Below are 16027 nucleotides of genomic sequence, written 5' to 3'. Positions count from 1 at the left end.
GGGTGAGGGTTGCGCCGCGGCCGTCAATATGAGAAACAATCCGGATCCTGTTCGATGCGATCGGAAGAACGGATTGCCCTGGATTCGGGTCAGGCCCGATGTCGGGATCGATTCCCTCCGCGGGTCACGCGGAGTCGCGACCGTACCCCTCGAGCAGTCGCAGCCAGATCTCGCTGATCGTGGGGTACGACGGCACCGCATGCCAGAGGCGGGCGATCGGAACTTCGCCGACGATCGCCACGGTGGCCGCATGAACGAGTTCGGCCACCTCGGGACCGACGAACGTCGCACCGACCACGACGTCGCGGTCGGTGTCGACCACGAGTCGCGCCTGGCCTTCGAAGCCGTCTTCGTAGAGGCTCGCGCCGGCGACCCAGCCCAGGTCGTAGTCGACGGCCTTCACCGCGATGCCGGCCTTCGTCGCCTGGGCCTCGGTGAGCCCGACGGACCCGACTTCGGGAATCGAGAACGTGACCTGCGGGACGGCGGCCTGGTCGGCGGTCGCGACGTGACGACCCCACGGGGCGTCGTCCACATCTTCGCCCTGGGCACGGGCGACGATCACATCGCCGGCGGCGCGCGCCTGGTACTTGCCCTGATGGGTGAGGAGCACGCGACCGTTGACGTCGCCGACCGCGTAGAGCCAGTCGGATCCGGGGACGCGGAGCGTGTCGTCGACGTCGATCCAGCGACCGGGTTCCAGGCCCACGACGTCGAGGCCGATGTCACCGCTGCGGGGCGAACGACCCGTCGCGGCGAGCACCTCGGTCGCGGTGATCTCCTCGCCGCCGTCGAGGGTGATGGTCACGCCGTCCGCGCCGCGATGCACGGATGTGGTGCCCGTGCCGGTGCGCACGTCGACACCGAGCTCCTTGAGGCCCGCGGCGACACGTTCGCCCGCGAAGGGCTCCATCCCGCCGAGCAGACCGCTGCGAGCGATCACCGTGACCTTCGAGCCGAGTGCGGCATAGGCGGTCGCCATCTCGACGGCCACAACCCCTCCGCCGATCACCGCCAGGCTGTCGGGCAGCTCCTCGGCGCTGGTGGCCTCCCGGCTCGTCCACGGTGTGGCATCGCGGAGACCATCGATAGGCGGGATGACGGCATCCGATCCGGTGCTGATGGCGACAGCGTGCCGCGCCGTGAGCACGCGCTCGGCGCCGTCGGCATCCGTCACCGTGACTTCGCGCTCACCCGTGATGCGGCCGTGTCCACGCGCGAGGTCGATGCCGGCCGAGTCGAGCCACTTCACCTGGCCGTCGTCCGACCAATTGCTGGTGAACGAGTCGCGGCGGTCGAACACGGCGCGCACATCGAGCTTTCCGGTCACTGCCTGCGAAGACCCGCCCACGTTCTGAGCTGCCCTGAGCGCCTGCGCCGAACGCAGCAGCGCCTTCGACGGCATGCAGGCCCAGTAGGAGCATTCACCGCCGACGAGCTCGCTCTCCACGATGATCGCGGTGAGTCCGCCCTGCACGGCTCGGTCGGCGACGTTCTCGCCCACCGGACCACCGCCCAACACGATCAGGTCGTACTCGTCGGTCTTCTCCGCAGCATTCATGCGTCGCACCTCTCCGTGAGCCGGTTACGTGGCCCAGTCTCGCTCATGAGCAACGCCGAGTCACGGGTGAGTTGTTCCCTGCGGCGTGGCGCGGGCCGCGGATCTAGGAGAGGTATTGAACGATTCCTATCGTCGCTCCGGTCAGCATGAGCAGCCCGACGAGCACGCCGAATGCGCCGACGACGCCCATCATGAACGGCTTCTGGCGGCCTGCGGATGCTTGAGCGATTCGCTCAGTCAAAGCAATACGACGTCGACGTCGACACCGCAGCCTGCCCCGGCGCCGTCCACACATCCGTCAAACCCGTGAACCGCCAACCCAAGGGTTCCACCACTCTTCCCCACTGGGGTCGTCTCCGTTGACCGGGTCGGTGGGCCAGGAATAGTTGTTCGCCCCGCCGCCCTCGATGGGGTCGACTTGCAGGAATCTCCCGAGGGCGGGGACATACAACCGCACCCCCATCTCCACCACCAGAGCCGACCCTGCCGACTCCGCGGGCTTCAACGCCCCCTGATGCCAGAGTGTGTTCCCCGCCACCTGACCGGTGTCATCCGACGCCGTCGTGCCGACCGCGAACGTCACCGGATCCACCGGCTGACCGAACGGATCCCACAACAACAACGCTCCCGTCGTGGCCCCGGTGCGGGTCACGAGGCCGTGTCCACCCAACCCGGGGGAACGACCACGTCACCACCCCGGCCTGGTTCGTCCACGACACCCCACCCGGCAACCCCAGACTCCGGGTCAACTCCGCACCGGACTTCTGACCCCACGCCGCATCACCACCCGCCGCATACAATCACTCCGTGGCGCCAGCCTCGCGCTGATTTGAGATGCCACGGAGGCGCGTCAGTCCGGTAGAGATTGCGCCGTCGACCCGCTCCAGGTACTTGTTGGGAGTCTTATCTGACCTTCGCATTGGCGCCAGTAGCCGCAGGCTTCCGTATCTCTCATCCAGCGCATGAGCCTCTAGCGCAGCCTCCACTTCAGAAGGCGGGTCGTCCAGCTCGGTCCAGTTATTGCGGATTCGGATTAGATCCGCAATAAGAAGCGTCTCGCGTTCGATCTCAGAGGGAAAACTCTGCTCAAACTCGCTCTCCAGGATCAAATGCCCCCGCTCATAGTCGTCTGAAAGCAGGAGTCCGATCTCCTCTTCCTCGGCGCTTGCGGCTCCCGCCTTGATCCTTGCTAATTCGACTTCGACTACGTCACTGATGCCAAGTTCGCCGAAATGATGGAGTTCTGCGACCACCCCCATTGTCATCAGATGAGGTCCAAAAATCTCAAGGTAGTTCACCGTCTTGACCCCCTCCAAAGCTGGTGTGTCAGGTTCCCGCCACGTACGAACCACTCTTGTGTTCCCGGGCGGCCATCAGTTGACATGGGCATACGCACGAAGGTAGTCCTCACGCCGTCGCCACCCCGGCCTCTGGTTACGGTAGCGCTTGTTCTGATCGACTTCCGAATCAACGCAGAACTGCCATACCCATGCCAGCTGTCCTGTTTCAAGGCGCTACCTGTAGGTCGAGCTCTGATCACTGACTGATAGCCGTATTCACGCAAGACGCGCGTCTCTGCACGAGCAACCAGCGATGCCACTCTGGTCAGCTTCGCGGCCTGACTACTGACTCGCACCGCACCAAGAACCAGACGCGCAGCTAGCAGCCCGACCTTGATCGCCGCACCAGCAGCCGTCCCAACTCCAGGTACGAACATTATCGCTGTCGACACCACGTCCAGCGCGAAGAGCCAATCGAACTCACCGTCCAAGTCGGCGCTTCCGATGGGGTCAGTGGGCCAGACGTAGTCGTTGTCGACGCCACCTTCCACAGGGTCGACTTGCAGGAACCGCCCGAGGGCGGGGACATACAACCGCACCCCCATCTCGACCACCAGCGCGGACCCGGCCGACTCCGCCGTCTTCAGCGCCCCCTGATGCCACAGCGTGTTCCCCGCCACCTGACCCGTGTCATCCGACGCGGTGGTACCGATCGCGAACGTCCCCGGATCCACCGGCTGACCGAACGGATCCCACAACAACAGTGCACTCGTCGTCACCCCGGTGCGGGTCACGAGACCGTGTCCACCCAAACCGGGGAACGACCACGTCACCACCCCGGCCTGGTTCGTCCACGACACCCCACCCGCAACCCGAGACTCCGGGTCAACTCCGCACCCGACTTCTGACCCCACGCCGCATCACCACCCGCCGCATACAGATAGTTCGTCGTCACCGCCGGATCCACACCCGCCGGATCTGTCGGCCGCGACGCAATGCGTCCGTCCGAGCGGGTCACTGACCTTAGTGTGCGCGCCAACGCCGCCCCGAGTCGTCTCGGTCGTCTACTCCACAGTGAACAACTCCGCCAGCGCCGCCCATAGCTGATCAGCATCTAGGCCGCGAGTGTCGGTCTGGTCAGAGCGCCAAAGTCGACCCCGCCTCCATACCGCTCGCGGACCATGCAAACGATACGAAACTCTTGCAACTTGCCGGAACCTCGCAGGTTCCGGCACCCCGTCCCGCAATCGGGGCAGGAAGCCCTGTTCGCCAGCCGATGCTTCGAAGGAAACGATCGCAAAAGATCGATCGAAGGAGATACGTCGATTCGGGTAGAGAGACGGCTCAACATAGTCGTAAGCCTTGTCAACATCCGGAACGACCGCAGGTGACAACCAATCATCAAAGATGATGACCGGCCAACGAACATCCATACCACTCACCACCAGCCTTGGAACGGCCGATGTCGCCCAATACCGCTGCCCGCGCCGCCCCCGGGGTTCCGAAAGTGGTAGTGCGGTAGCCGCCGAACGATGGGGTTCCTTGATACAGATGTGGGCATACGGTGACTGTGGATCCCGAAAACTCTTTGCCCTCTGAACAGGAAGTCAGTACCGCGACCGCCTCCTCCCGAGAAACGCACGCCAGTTCCGGTACCGGCAATGTTCTGGTAGCGCCACGACGTTAGCTTCATTGCACCTCCTGCAAGACCACCGCCAAGACCACCCAATGCGGTACTCGCTGCTAGACCACTCCAGCTGAAGGTTCGTGTACCCGCATTGAGTGCGGTATACGACAGTGCTGCAGTTGCTGCACCCGCAACTATGCCACAGACGATTGACGCGGCGCAGGCGAGACCAGCGGCTATGCCGCCGACAACGATTCCAACGTTCAGCGCGACCCGCCACCACTCCGCTTTCCCAGTGAGATCTTCCTTGTTAATAGGGTCGGTTGGCCAGACGTAGTCGTTGTCAACGCCACCCTCAATGGGGTCGACTTGCAGGAAGCGTCCGAGGGAGGGGACATACAACCGCACCCCCATCTCCACCACCAGAGCCGACCCGGCCGACTCCGCGGGCTTCAACGCCCCCTGATGCCAGAGTGTGTTCCCCGCCACCTGACCGGTGTCATCCGACGCCGTCGTGCCGACCGCGAACGTCACGGGATCCACCGGCTGACCGAACGGATCCCACAACAACAGTGCACTCGTTGTCGTCCCGGTGCGGGTCACGAGGCCGTGTCCACCCAAACCGGGGAACGACCACGTCACCACCCCGGCCTGGTTCGTCCACGACACCCCGCCCGGCAACCCGACACTCCGGGTCAACTCCGCACCGGACTTCTGACCCCACACCGCATCACCACCCGCCGCATACAGGTAGCTCGTCGTCACCGCCGGATCCGCACCCGCCGGATCCATCGACCGCGACACGATCCTGCCCGACGCATCCCGCACGATCCGCACCACCGTGCCATCGTCATACGTCGTCCCGATGTGCCGGTTGGCCGCGTCGTAGGAGAACTGCATGTCGCCCAGGCGAACAGTGTTCCCCCGCACGTCATACACAATCTCCGACGCCGCCAGACCATCCGCCACCGTCGTCGCACCCGGGATCGCCCCCGTCACCGACGACGACAACAACCGATCCGCCCAGTCATAGCAATACGACGTCGACGTCGACACAGCTGCCTGACCCGGCGCCGTCCACACATCCGTCAGACCCGTCCGGTTCCCGGACATCCCCGCCGCCGCATTCGGACCACACCCACCCGACGACCCGAATCCATACGTGAACTCATGCCCCGGAATGGTCGCCGACACCAAACGCCCAGCCGCGTCATACCCATACGTCGACGAATACGACGCCGACCCCATCGACGACTGCTGCTTCACCACACGCCCCGACTGCGAACGCACCACAGCATCCGACACGACCTGACCACCGACCAGCCACTCCTGACCGACCACCCGCTCCGCCACATCCCGACCCACACTGCTCAACGCCGACCCATCCGGGTACGCGACCTGCTTCAGTCGCTGCAGGGCGTCGTAAGTGACCGATGCGAGCTGCTGCCCATCGACCGCGACCGTCTTCACCTTGCCGTCGGCGTCGTACGTGTACGCCGTCACCGACGCCGCGCCACCGGCAGGAGTCGTAGAGATCTGGGTCACACGACCGGAAGTCGGGTCGTATGTGGGCGTGGTCACCGTGCCCCACACATCCGTGTAGCTCACGGTCCGACCGAGCAGGTCTGTGACCGTCGTGATCGTCGAGTCATTCGGCGAACCCGCGACCGACACTCCGCCCGTGACGGTGGTGTATCCACCGTTCGTCACTCGAGCTTGCGCGGATTCCTAGACCGCAGAACCCGTCCGCACCCGCCGGCCGTCGGCGAACGCACGCGGGTAGGCCCGTCGGAGTGCGACCACGACCAGCGTCGCGGCCACCACCTTGATCAGGTCTCCGGGCAGGAACGCGAGGCTCGACAGCGCCGTGGGCCCGAGCGGCACCGCCGTCACGAGCGCCTGCACAGGGATGCCGAATGCGTAGACGACGAGCACCCCTCCCACGAAAGCGGCGATCGCGGAGCGCCACCAGGTGAAGCGACCCGTGCGCATGAGCAGGCCGATCACGACGACCCCGGCGATCCAGCCGACGAGGTACCCGGCACTCGGTCCGACGAACACGCCGAGGCCTCCACGACCACCCGCGAGAACCGGAAGTCCGACCGCGGCGAGCGCGAGCACCAGGACCACGGCGAGTGGCGCGAGACGCGGCCCCAGCACGAGTCCGGCGAGCATGACCCCCAGGGTCTGCGCCGTGATCGGCACGCCGCTCGGAAGGGGCACGATCACCGTGCCGAGCACGACGATCAGTGCGGCGAAGACCGCGATGCGGCCGAGCGAGGCGCTTGTGTCGGTGGCGCGGGGCTTGGTCATGAATCCTCCTGAACGCCGTTCACCTGAACGGTGTTCATTAGAATAGGGACGCCCGCCCTCCGCACGCAAACCCGCCCAGGAGTCCTCACGTCTCTCACCCCGACGCTGCGCCGCATCGCCGCCGACGACCCCGACCGCCCGGCGATCGTCGGCCGCGATGCCCACCTGACGTACGGCGAGCTCCACACCGAGTCGCGCCGAATCTCCGCTGCCCTCCGTGGCATGCTCGCGAGCATCCCCTCGACGTCCGGAGCGGACGGCCACTCGACCCACCCGCCGATCGTCGGTATCTGCCTGTCCGCCGCATTCGACACGGCGCGCGCCGTCGTCGCGGTGGAGGCGGGCGACCGCATCCTCACCGTCGTCGACGCGCAGTGGCCCGTCGCTCTGCAGATGCAGTCGATCGTCACATCCGGGATGGCTGCCATCATCACGGATGTTCCTCACCTCCGGCACGCTCTGCGCGCGAGCGGGTGGCCCGGTCTGGTCTTCGACCTCGCCGACCTGCTGGACGACGGATCATCCGCGCCCGAGGCACCGACCGACGACGCTCCGACCGACGGCCCTCCGATCGACACCCCGTTCCTGCTGCTGACGTCATCCGGTACGACGGGCGCGCCGAAGGCGTTCCTCAAGACGCAAGCGCAGTATGCGGCGAACATCGAGGTGTCCCGCGAGCACTTGGGCGCGCACGACGGCGTCGCGACCTTCGCACCCGGGCCGATGTCGTACAGCCTGACCCTGTACACGCTGTTCGAGGTAATCGCCACGGGTGGTCAGCTGCACGTCGCCGACAGCCTGGACGAGCTGTGGCTCACCTCCCGCGTGCACGACGAGCGCATCACGCGCCTCGTCACGATCCCCGCGGCGGTGACGACACTCGTCGACGCCGCCCTCCGACATCCAGGACGGTACGACGGCATCGAGCTCATCGTCACGGGAGGGGCGGCACTCTCCGCATCGACGCGAGCCGACGTCGCCGAGGCGCTCCCCCATGCCCGGAGCATCGGCTACTTCGGCACCGGCGAACTCGGCTTCATCGGCGACGATCGCGCCGGCGACGAAGCCATCCGGCTCTACCCGCAGGTCGAGGCCTGCGTCCGTGGCGATGACGGCGACGACCTGGCTCCCGGCGAGCTCGGCAGTCTCTGGGTGCGCTCACCCTCCTGCTCGACCGACTACCTGCCGAAGACGAGCACGACATCGTTGACGGACGCTGACGGCTGGGCGAGCGTGCACGATCAAGGGCGACTGCGCGGGCGCGACTTCACGTTCGTCGGCAGAAGAGGCGACGTCGTCACCACGGGCGGGCACACCCTCGCACTCGACGACGTGGAGCGCGCCTTCGACGGGATGCCCGGCCTCAGCGCCTGTTGCGCGATCACCGAGAGCGACGAGCGTCTCGGCACGCGGATCGCGCTGGTCGTCGAGGGCGTCGCCCCACCCGCCGCGGAGCTGCGCAGGTGGGCGAAACAGCATCTCGCCTCGGCATCCGTTCCGCGCCGCTGGTACGCACTGTCGGAGCTTCCGCGCACCTCCGGCGGGAAGATCCGTCGCGCCGCCGTCGCGGATCTCGTCGCGCTCGGAAAGGAGCGAGCATGAACGGCAGGCGATCCGTGGTCATCACCGGTGTCGGCGCGGTCACACCGAGCGGACTGACGGTATCGGCGTCGTGGGCGTCTGTGCGCGCGGGACGAAGCGGCATCACCCGCCTCCCTCCGGAGATCTCCGGCTCAGGCCCTGTGCAGGTCGGCGGAATGGTGCGCGGTTTCACCACCCCTGTCGATCTGGCGGCATCGCTCGCCCGGCACCTCACACCGATGCAGCAGTGGGCGATCACCGCCGCCGATGAAGCACTCGCCGACGCGGGCGTCCCCGGGCAGCCGTGGCAGGCGGATGCCGGGCAGGTGATCGTCGCGACCGGTTCCGGGCCGGTAGATGCGACCGTGCGAGCCGCGGGCGCGCTGCGGGACCACGGGGCGCGTCGGGTGCCGCCGGGGCTCACGGTGTACGGAACGGCGGATGCGATCGCCGGCGTGCTCAGCAGACGATACGGATTCCTCGGTCAGACCCACGCGGTCGCCGCGGCCTGCGCGAGTGGAGCGGTCGCGATCGGGGAAGGTCTGCGCCGAATCCGTCACGGGTATGCCGACAGGGTGCTGGTCGTCGGGATGGAGGATTGCCTCGGCCCGCTGCATCTCGCTGCCCACGCGAACCTCCGCTCGGTCGCGACGGGCTTCGGCGACGACCCCTCGTCGGCCTCACGCCCCTTCGACCGCGCCCGCACAGGCTTCGTCATGGCGCAAGGCGCCGCCGCCGTACTGCTGGAATCCGCCGATGCCGCACGGGAGCGCGGCGCTCGAACGCTCGCGACGATCGCCGGATTCGGCGCGACCAGCGACGCACATCACGCCACCGCGCCCGACCCTGCCGCCGCGGGGGCGACGAGAGCGATCGCCGCCTGCCTCACCGACGCCGACACGGACGCTGCAGAGGTCGACCACGTGAACACGCACGGCACGGGCACGATACTGGGCGATGAGGCCGAGCTGGTCGCGCTCACGCAGGCGCTCGGCCGGAGAGCATCGTCCGTTCCCCTCACCGCGACCAAGTCGACGACCGGACATCTGCTCGGTGCGGCCGGCGTCGTCGAGGCCGTCATCATCGCGATGACGCTCCGCGATCAGCTGCTGCCCCCGACGATGAATCTGTCGCATCCGTGTGCCGACGACTGGGACTTCGTACGCGACAGGGAACGACCGCATCCGGTCCGCACCGTGCTGTCGACCTCGTTCGGCTTCGGCGGCCACAACGCGGCGCTGCTGCTCACCGCGAGCGACTGAATCGCGGCGAGGTCAGCGCACCGGCAGGAAGTGCGTCGGGGTCGGAACCTGCGCCTCGTGACGGATACCGAGGGGCGCGCCCGTGCGCTCGTTGAGGTCGATCAGCGTGATCGTGTCGGAGCGCTGACCGGCGACGAGCATCTTGCCCTCGTGGACCAGATGATGCCGCGGCCAGTCGACACCGGAATCGGCGAGCGCCACGGATTCCAGAGACTCGCCGCCACCCCGCACCCGCAGCGCGGCGATGGTGTTGCTGCCGCGCAGAGCCGTGTAGAGGAACTGTCCGTCGCGCGTACGTGCGAGTTCTGCCGGGAAGTCCGTCCCCACCTCGGCGATCGGGCTCGTCAGGGTCACCGACACGACACTCCAGGTGCCGTCTGCCGCGCGCGCGAGGGTGAAGACCTCACAGGAGTACTCGGTGACCACGTGCAGGTGTCCGCTGGGGTGCAGGACCATGTGCCGCGGTCCGGTGCCGAGCGGGAGCACGACCTCGTGGTCGAGCACGAGCCCACTGCCGCTCTGCCGCCAGAACCGCACGAGGTCGAAGCCGAGGTCGGTCGTGGCGACGCGTCCGTCGGGCAGGAAGACGGCAGCGTGCGCGTGGGAGACGCGGTCGCCGCCCACCCCGTACGGGTCGATCGCGGCGACGCCGTCGCCGGGCGGAGTCGCAGCGGGAGCATCCGGGTCGGCGTCACCGAACAGTGCTGCGCGGAGCGCCGCCGCGGCATCCGGCTTCGGAGGCACGATACGGCCTTCCGCATCCAGGTCGAACCGCACCACGCGACCGTCGCCGTAGCAGCTGGCGATCAGGGCCGAACCGTTCGGCGCCACCGCGACGTGGCAGACGTACTGGCCGACCGGCGCGGGCGCACCCAGCGGCGCAAGGGCGGCTTCCCCGGCGCGCGAGAAGGCCTGCACCGCGGAGTCGCCCTCGAGTGCCGCGTAGACGACATCGAGGGTCGGATGCTGCGCCAGCCACGACGGCGACGGCGTCTCGACCACGGCACCGCGGTAGGCGAGAGTCGAGGCCTCGCGGCCCTCATCCCCCGCGAGCAGGCCGATGCCGTCGGCCGAGCCGTCCATCGCGGCACCGTAGCCGCCCAGCCAGAAGCGCGTCACGGGCGCGGGTCAGTCGAGCAGACCGTGGCGGACGATGACCTGGTCGCGCTCCGGGCCGACGCCGATCACCGAGATGCGCGTGTTGCTCATCTTCTCGAGCGCCAGCACATAGTCCTGCGCGTTCTGCGGCAGGTCCTCGAAGGTGCGCGCGACCGAGATGTCCTCGTTCCAGCCGGGGAAGTACTCCAGGATCGGCTTCGCGTGGTGGAAGTCGGTCTGGTTGACCGGCACCTCGTCGAACCGCTCGCCATCGACGTCGTAGGCCACGCACACCGGGATCTGCTCGAGACCCGTGAGGATGTCGAGCTTGGTGAGCACGAGGTCGGTGATGCCGTTGATGCGCGTCGCGTAGCGAGTGATGGGAGCGTCGTACCAGCCCACCCGGCGCGGACGGCCGGTGGTGGTGCCGAACTCGAAGCCCTGCTTGCGCAGCCACTCGCCCTGCTCGTCGAAGAGCTCGGTCGGGAACGGACCCGAGCCGACGCGGGTCGTGTATGCCTTGACGATGCCGACGATGCGGTCGAGCGCACCGGGGCCCACTCCCGCACCGGTCGCAGCTCCTCCGGCAGTCGCCGAAGACGAGGTGACGAACGGGTAGGTGCCGTGATCGATGTCGAGCATCGTGGCCTGGCCGCCCTCGAACACGACGACCTCGCCGCGGTCCAGAGCCTGGGCGATGAGGTAGCCGGTGTCGGCGACCATGGGCCGCAGCCGCTCGGCGTACGACAGCAGGTCTTCGACGACCTCGTCGGCGGTGATCGCGCGGCGGTTGAAGATCTTCACCAGCAGGTGGTTCTTCTGGTCGAGCGCGCCCTCGACCTTCTGGCGCAGGATGTTCTCGTCGAACAGGTCCTGCACACGGATGCCCACACGGTTGATCTTGTCGGCGTACGCCGGACCGATGCCGCGACCGGTCGTGCCGATCATGCGCTTGCCGAGGAAGCGCTCGGTGACCTTGTCGAGCGTGCGGTGGTACTGCGTGATGATGTGCGCGTTGGCGCTGACCTTGAGTCGCGAGACATCGATGCCGCGGGCGGCGAGCGCCTCGAGCTCGAAGAACAGCACCTCGAGGTCGACCACGACGCCGTTGCCGATGACGGGCGTCACGCCCGGAGACAGGATGCCGGAGGGCAGCAGGTGCAGCGCGTACTTCTCATCGCCGACGACGACGGTGTGTCCGGCGTTGTTGCCGCCGTTGAACTTCACCACCCAGTCGGTGCGCTCACCGAGAAGATCGGTGGCCTTGCCCTTTCCTTCGTCGCCCCACTGCACGCCGACGATAACGATTCCTGGCATGGGTAACCCCCTGGCTTTCGCCGGGTTTGCACCGGCCGATGAGCTGGCCCTCTTCGGGCGGTCCCATCCTATCGGGAGGGCTTCGGTGCGCCTTTCGGGGGAGCGTCGGGGGCGGTCAGAACACGTACAGCTGGCCGAGGATCAGGATGACCACGAAGAACGCGACGGCGATCGCGCCGATGATCGTGAGGGTTCGCGCCGAGAGCTTCGCGACACCCCACCCCACGAGGAAGGGAAGGGCGAGGAGCATGATCGCGACGATCCACCAGAACGCCGTATAGCCGCCGACGGTCGCCTCCGACAGTCGGCCTCCGAACAGCTGCTGGGACATCGGATGGGTCGCGAAGCGCACCGCCGCGCTGATCGGGACACCGACGAAGACGAACACGATGAGTCCGATCAGCGCGCCCCACAGCGCCGGGCTGCCACCGCCGCTCAGCACCCCTCCGTGAAGTTCGGGCTGATGCTGCCGCTGGTTCTTGTGCTCCGTCATGGCACAGGAGCCTATCTCCCGGGTGGGCACGGGTGCCCCGATTGCGCTCGCGTCGCGGCCGTGCTGACGGAAGTCACCAGGGTGACCTGTAGCGACGTCCCACTCCACACGAGCGCTCAACAGCCGGAGGCGTTCCACCCGCTGTTGAGGTTGGTCGCTATGTTTGTGGCGGCTCGTGTGTGCGCAACACATGAACGAGAGCCTGTCGCATCTGGTCAGCCTCGCTCGGCTTCATTCCGACCAGCGATGAGAACTCCCAATCGTCGATGGCCAGGCGCGATTGCGCGATGGCGTTCGCGAGGACAGCAACCTCATTTGAGGTAACGACGAATGCCCCAACGGCATCTGGGGAAACTTCGTCGATTCGAAGTTCGGGAAGTGTCAGGAACTGCATGTTTCGCCCCATCAGTCGATGTCGTTGAGAAAAGTAGTCGCACTCATCCTCAGGCCGGAACGCCGCACCTGAATCACCGCCCCTCGGATCGATTTCGGATCGCCCGAAATGCAACGCCGGATGTCGCTTCGGGCCTCACTCACCGCGGAGGGACTCGGGCATCTCGTCGGCCACGCGGAGCAGCCTCCGCCGGGAACTGGGGGAGCGCAGCGGTAGAAGCTCGTCGGGAACCCACGGAGCCCTGGTGAGCAGCGGCCGGATCTGCCCCGCGGTCATCGGAGCCTCGGACCATTGGTGGAGGAGCCCCTCCGGGAAGGAGCGGGACACACCACCTGTGAGATAGGGGTGCACCAGAGCGGCATACTCCTGGGAGTACCACGTCAGCCACTGCGGCTCGTCGGGGAGTCCGGCCCACGCGCCGAGGGATCGCAGGGGCGCGGCCGTCGCATACGCCGCATCGTTCAGCTCCACGTAGGCGGAGAAGCTTCCGATGCGGCGTGCGACCTCGACAAAGAAGTCGGTGATCTCGCTCACGGCGCCCGCCCTCTCGAGCCCGCTGAAGTCGAAGGTGACCATCAGGTCGACGGGCCATTTCGGGTTCGGCGAGCCCCAACTGTCGATGTATCCTCCCAGCGAGGGCGCCGTGCCGACGAAGTACATGCTGTCGATCGCGCAGGCCGTCCGGTACATGCGATCGAAAGCGGCATCGTCGTCACGAGGCAACTTCCCTTGGAAGGGCTCATGCGGTCCGAATCGCGCGGGGACCGCGAGCGGCATCAGTTCCCGTGCGACCTCCAGATACAAGGCGGCGACATCCTCGCCGATGCCGCCCGGGCGGAACCAGTGAAGGTGTAGGAACTGCCCGTCCGCCGACTTCGCAGGCGGAGCGGACCGAGGTCCCGGCGCTTCATCGTTCTGCGGGTCGAGCACCCGCCCGGCGACTCGTGAAGCGAGCATCCTCGAGAACGCGAGTGCGCACCGAACGTCATCTTCTCCGACGTCCGCATGGATCTGATAGAGCACGGTCGCCCCGGAGAGGGCAGTTTGCCAACGCTCCGGAATGTCTCCATCGTCGATGCCAAACGGGCCGTCGAGTGTGAGGCAGTGGCGCTCCGAGTCGGCGTGGCGGACGGCCGTGATGCTCGCCCCTGTTGCGTCCTGCTCAGCGACGAGGCCCCCCACCGACAAGACGACCTCCGCGATCTGATCCGATGAGAGCGAGTGCTCGCCATACACCTCGAGGTCAAAAGACACGATGATCTCCATTCATCGAGGAGCCACGCAAGGCTATATCGGTTCGCGCCTCGGCGGCAGTGCGGACGAATCGGTCGATGCCCTCCGGGTGCGCATCGCTGACGTTCAGCAGCACGTGGAACGGGATGGGCGGACGCGCATAGATCTCGGGGCTGTCCACGGCTGCAGACCAGGATTCTCCGGCCGAATGGAGCGTGCGCAAGAACGCTTCGACATCAAGGGGATCGTCGACGAGAACCTCTTCCGCGCGCTCGACGACGAGCACGTAGGCCTTGGCCGGCAGCCACTCGTCCAGAGATCGGAGGCAGTCGCTCAGCGCCGACCAGTTCTCCCCGAATCCGTCGAAGAACTGGAGCGCGGCTCCGAACTCGTTCATCAGTCCTTCGTAAGAACGCATCTTCCACCCGCGGAGCGTCCGCACACACGCGTCATCCAGCTCGGCCGTCATGTAGAACGACGATGGAATCCACTTCTCGCGCCCCTGCTCGCCGTGTCCGACGTACACCCACGGACCTTCCGTCGCCCAGAGGAAGCCCCTCGCGGTCGACGTCGGGCCGACCTCTCCCCCTTCGAGCGTCATCGCCGCCCCTCGGCGGCTCGGTTCCGTGCGTTGGCCTCGATCTCTCGCACCCGCGCGTAGTGCGCCTCGATGCGCAGGGCTTGCGGTGATTCGGGGGCGGGATACCTCAGAGACGCCGGCATGACCGCGGCCGCCTCGGCGCACCGCCCGTCGCCTGCGGGATCGAGCACCCCTCGGAAGCCGGCGGGGATCCACGGATCGCCGCTCAACCGAAGGAGCTCCTCCGCCTCGGCCGGGTGCTCCGTCCAGCGGTGCAGAGTCCCCTGGCCGTTGGCCTTCGTGCGGATGGGATCGAGATGCGGAGCGACCATCTCGGCGTATTCCGGCTCGAACCAGGTCATCCATTGCGGCGCGGTCGGCAATCCGCTCCACGGGTCTTTGAGTTTGACGTCCATGAGCGGGTGGGCGGTTCCGTACCGATTCGTATTGACCTCGGCGAACGCGAAGAAGGCCCCGGTCCGTTCGGCGAGTGCAACGAAGAACGGCTCGATGGCGTCAAGAGCTTTGAGCTTCTCGAGCCGATCGAGCTCGAACTTCAGTCGGATCGATTGAGTTCGGCGCTCCAGGTCGTTCGTCCAGCCGTCGATGGTCCCGTGCTCGATCGGCTTGCCCGCGAGGATGAGATCGCCGAGGTAGCAGTTTGCGCGGTACATCCCGTCAAACGTCGCATCGTCGTCGCGGGGGAACCTCCCCTGAAACGGTTCGTGCGTGCCGAATCGCGACGGCACCCCTGGTCTGAAGAACTCGCGCGCCGTGCGGAGGTAGATCGCGGCGAGATCCTTATCGTGTGTGTCATCGAGCAGTCGGTACCAGCGCAGATGCAGGAAGCGGGGGCGCTGCGGCTGCGGTTCCGGCTGCGGTTCCGGCTGCGGCTCGTAGGTCTGCGGGTCGATCACCGTGCCGTCGACGCGCTCCGCCAACCGTGCGGCGAAGGCCGACGCCGTCGCCAGCTTCGTCTCGTCGACGCTGAACGAGAACCCCGCTCCCGACGTGACGTCGTACGACACGTGGATGCTGTAGAGCACCGTCGCATCCGCGACCTCGGTCCACTCCGCCGGGATATCCTCCGGCTCCACACGATCGGGGCCGTCGAGCTCGAACGCCATCTCGCGGGTGCGCTTGTCGACGATCGACGAGATCGTCTGCGATCGCCGATCGACCTTAGCCTTCAGCCCGCGCAGTGACGAAACCACTTTCGCCAGGTCCCTCGCCGTCAACGAGACCTTCCCGTACACCTCGAGGTCGTATGACACCTATCCCGCCTTTC

At 66.8% G+C, this 16027-nt stretch carries 14 protein-coding genes; 2 read left to right on the top strand and 12 right to left on the bottom strand.

Annotated features, from left to right (window positions below):
- Positions 1-124: 124 nt before the first annotated feature.
- The 5 genes from MST3598_RS00770 to MST3598_RS00745 form a co-directional block, all read right to left on the bottom strand.
- Positions 125-1561 carry a dihydrolipoyl dehydrogenase family protein gene (locus tag MST3598_RS00770; protein WP_029258812.1) on the bottom strand — a complete coding sequence of 479 codons (1437 nt, stop codon included), beginning with the start codon at positions 1559-1561 and terminating at the stop codon, positions 125-127.
- Between the two features lie 298 nt (positions 1562-1859).
- Positions 1860-2213: an RHS repeat-associated core domain-containing protein gene (locus MST3598_RS00765; protein WP_197703113.1), complete on the bottom strand. Its 354-nt coding sequence runs from the start codon at positions 2211-2213 to the stop codon at positions 1860-1862.
- 148 nt (positions 2214-2361) lie between these two features.
- Positions 2362-2859, bottom strand: coding sequence for a hypothetical protein (locus tag MST3598_RS00760; RefSeq protein WP_029259833.1), 498 nt, complete (start codon positions 2857-2859; stop codon positions 2362-2364).
- A 1420-nt stretch (positions 2860-4279) separates the two neighbouring features.
- Positions 4280-6178 (bottom strand): hypothetical protein, encoded by a 1899-nt coding sequence (locus MST3598_RS00750; RefSeq protein ID WP_157749841.1) that lies wholly within the window; start codon positions 6176-6178, stop codon positions 4280-4282.
- A gap of 18 nt (positions 6179-6196) precedes the next feature.
- Positions 6197-6781, bottom strand: a complete 585-nt coding sequence (locus MST3598_RS00745) for a biotin transporter BioY (protein WP_029260854.1) — start codon at positions 6779-6781, stop codon at positions 6197-6199.
- 30 nt (positions 6782-6811) lie between these two features.
- On the opposite strand from MST3598_RS00745, the gene MST3598_RS00740 reads away from it, so the two are divergent.
- Positions 6812-8383 (top strand): class I adenylate-forming enzyme family protein, encoded by a 1572-nt coding sequence (locus tag MST3598_RS00740; RefSeq protein ID WP_231494508.1) that lies wholly within the window; start codon positions 6812-6814, stop codon positions 8381-8383.
- Positions 8380-9624 carry a beta-ketoacyl-[acyl-carrier-protein] synthase family protein gene (locus MST3598_RS00735; protein ID WP_029260852.1) on the top strand — a complete coding sequence of 415 codons (1245 nt, stop codon included), beginning with the start codon at positions 8380-8382 and terminating at the stop codon, positions 9622-9624. Before MST3598_RS00740 ends, MST3598_RS00735 begins: the two co-directional genes overlap by 4 nt.
- Positions 9625-9636: 12 nt before the next feature.
- Here the strand turns inward: MST3598_RS00735 and MST3598_RS00730 are convergent, their stop codons facing one another.
- From MST3598_RS00730 to MST3598_RS18335, 7 genes are all read right to left on the bottom strand, one after another.
- Positions 9637-10743 carry a lactonase family protein gene (locus MST3598_RS00730; protein WP_096359339.1) on the bottom strand — a complete coding sequence of 369 codons (1107 nt, stop codon included), beginning with the start codon at positions 10741-10743 and terminating at the stop codon, positions 9637-9639.
- Between the two features lie 9 nt (positions 10744-10752).
- Positions 10753-12039 (bottom strand): adenylosuccinate synthase, encoded by a 1287-nt coding sequence (locus MST3598_RS00725; RefSeq protein ID WP_029260850.1) that lies wholly within the window; start codon positions 12037-12039, stop codon positions 10753-10755.
- A 115-nt stretch (positions 12040-12154) separates the two neighbouring features.
- Complete coding sequence (locus MST3598_RS00720; protein ID WP_021200112.1) at positions 12155-12532, bottom strand: hypothetical protein; 378 nt, start codon at positions 12530-12532, stop codon at positions 12155-12157.
- Between the two features lie 157 nt (positions 12533-12689).
- The gene (locus MST3598_RS00715) at positions 12690-12926 is read right to left on the bottom strand and encodes a hypothetical protein (protein ID WP_136053502.1); all 237 of its coding nucleotides are present in this window, start codon (positions 12924-12926) and stop codon (positions 12690-12692) included.
- A gap of 135 nt (positions 12927-13061) precedes the next feature.
- Positions 13062-14192: a hypothetical protein gene (locus MST3598_RS00710; protein WP_029260848.1), complete on the bottom strand. Its 1131-nt coding sequence runs from the start codon at positions 14190-14192 to the stop codon at positions 13062-13064.
- Positions 14170-14760: a barstar family protein gene (locus MST3598_RS18340; protein ID WP_051671254.1), complete on the bottom strand. Its 591-nt coding sequence runs from the start codon at positions 14758-14760 to the stop codon at positions 14170-14172. Before MST3598_RS18340 ends, MST3598_RS00710 begins: the two co-directional genes overlap by 23 nt.
- Positions 14757-16013 (bottom strand): hypothetical protein, encoded by a 1257-nt coding sequence (locus MST3598_RS18335; protein WP_029260846.1) that lies wholly within the window; start codon positions 16011-16013, stop codon positions 14757-14759. The genes MST3598_RS18340 and MST3598_RS18335 overlap by 4 nt, the downstream gene beginning before the upstream one ends.
- Positions 16014-16027 lie beyond the last annotated feature (14 nt).

Source organism: Microbacterium sp. TPU 3598, assembly GCF_002356155.1.
In the GTDB taxonomy this organism is placed as follows: domain Bacteria; phylum Actinomycetota; class Actinomycetes; order Actinomycetales; family Microbacteriaceae; genus Microbacterium; species Microbacterium maritypicum_A.
This window is presented reverse-complemented; position numbering and strand designations above follow the sequence as displayed.

Coding starts and splice junctions, on each gene's coding strand:
- MST3598_RS00770 (WP_029258812.1), bottom strand. CDS start 1,561: ATGAATGCTGCGGAGAAGACCGACGAGTACGACCTGATCGTGTTGGGC.
- MST3598_RS00745 (WP_029260854.1), bottom strand. CDS start 6,781: ATGACCAAGCCCCGCGCCACCGACACAAGCGCCTCGCTCGGCCGCATC.
- MST3598_RS00735 (WP_029260852.1), top strand. CDS start 8,380: ATGAACGGCAGGCGATCCGTGGTCATCACCGGTGTCGGCGCGGTCACA.
- MST3598_RS00725 (WP_029260850.1), bottom strand. CDS start 12,039: ATGCCAGGAATCGTTATCGTCGGCGTGCAGTGGGGCGACGAAGGAAAG.
- MST3598_RS00720 (WP_021200112.1), bottom strand. CDS start 12,532: ATGACGGAGCACAAGAACCAGCGGCAGCATCAGCCCGAACTTCACGGA.
- MST3598_RS00715 (WP_136053502.1), bottom strand. CDS start 12,926: ATGCAGTTCCTGACACTTCCCGAACTTCGAATCGACGAAGTTTCCCCA.
- MST3598_RS00710 (WP_029260848.1), bottom strand. CDS start 14,192: ATGGAGATCATCGTGTCTTTTGACCTCGAGGTGTATGGCGAGCACTCG.
- MST3598_RS18340 (WP_051671254.1), bottom strand. CDS start 14,760: ATGACGCTCGAAGGGGGAGAGGTCGGCCCGACGTCGACCGCGAGGGGC.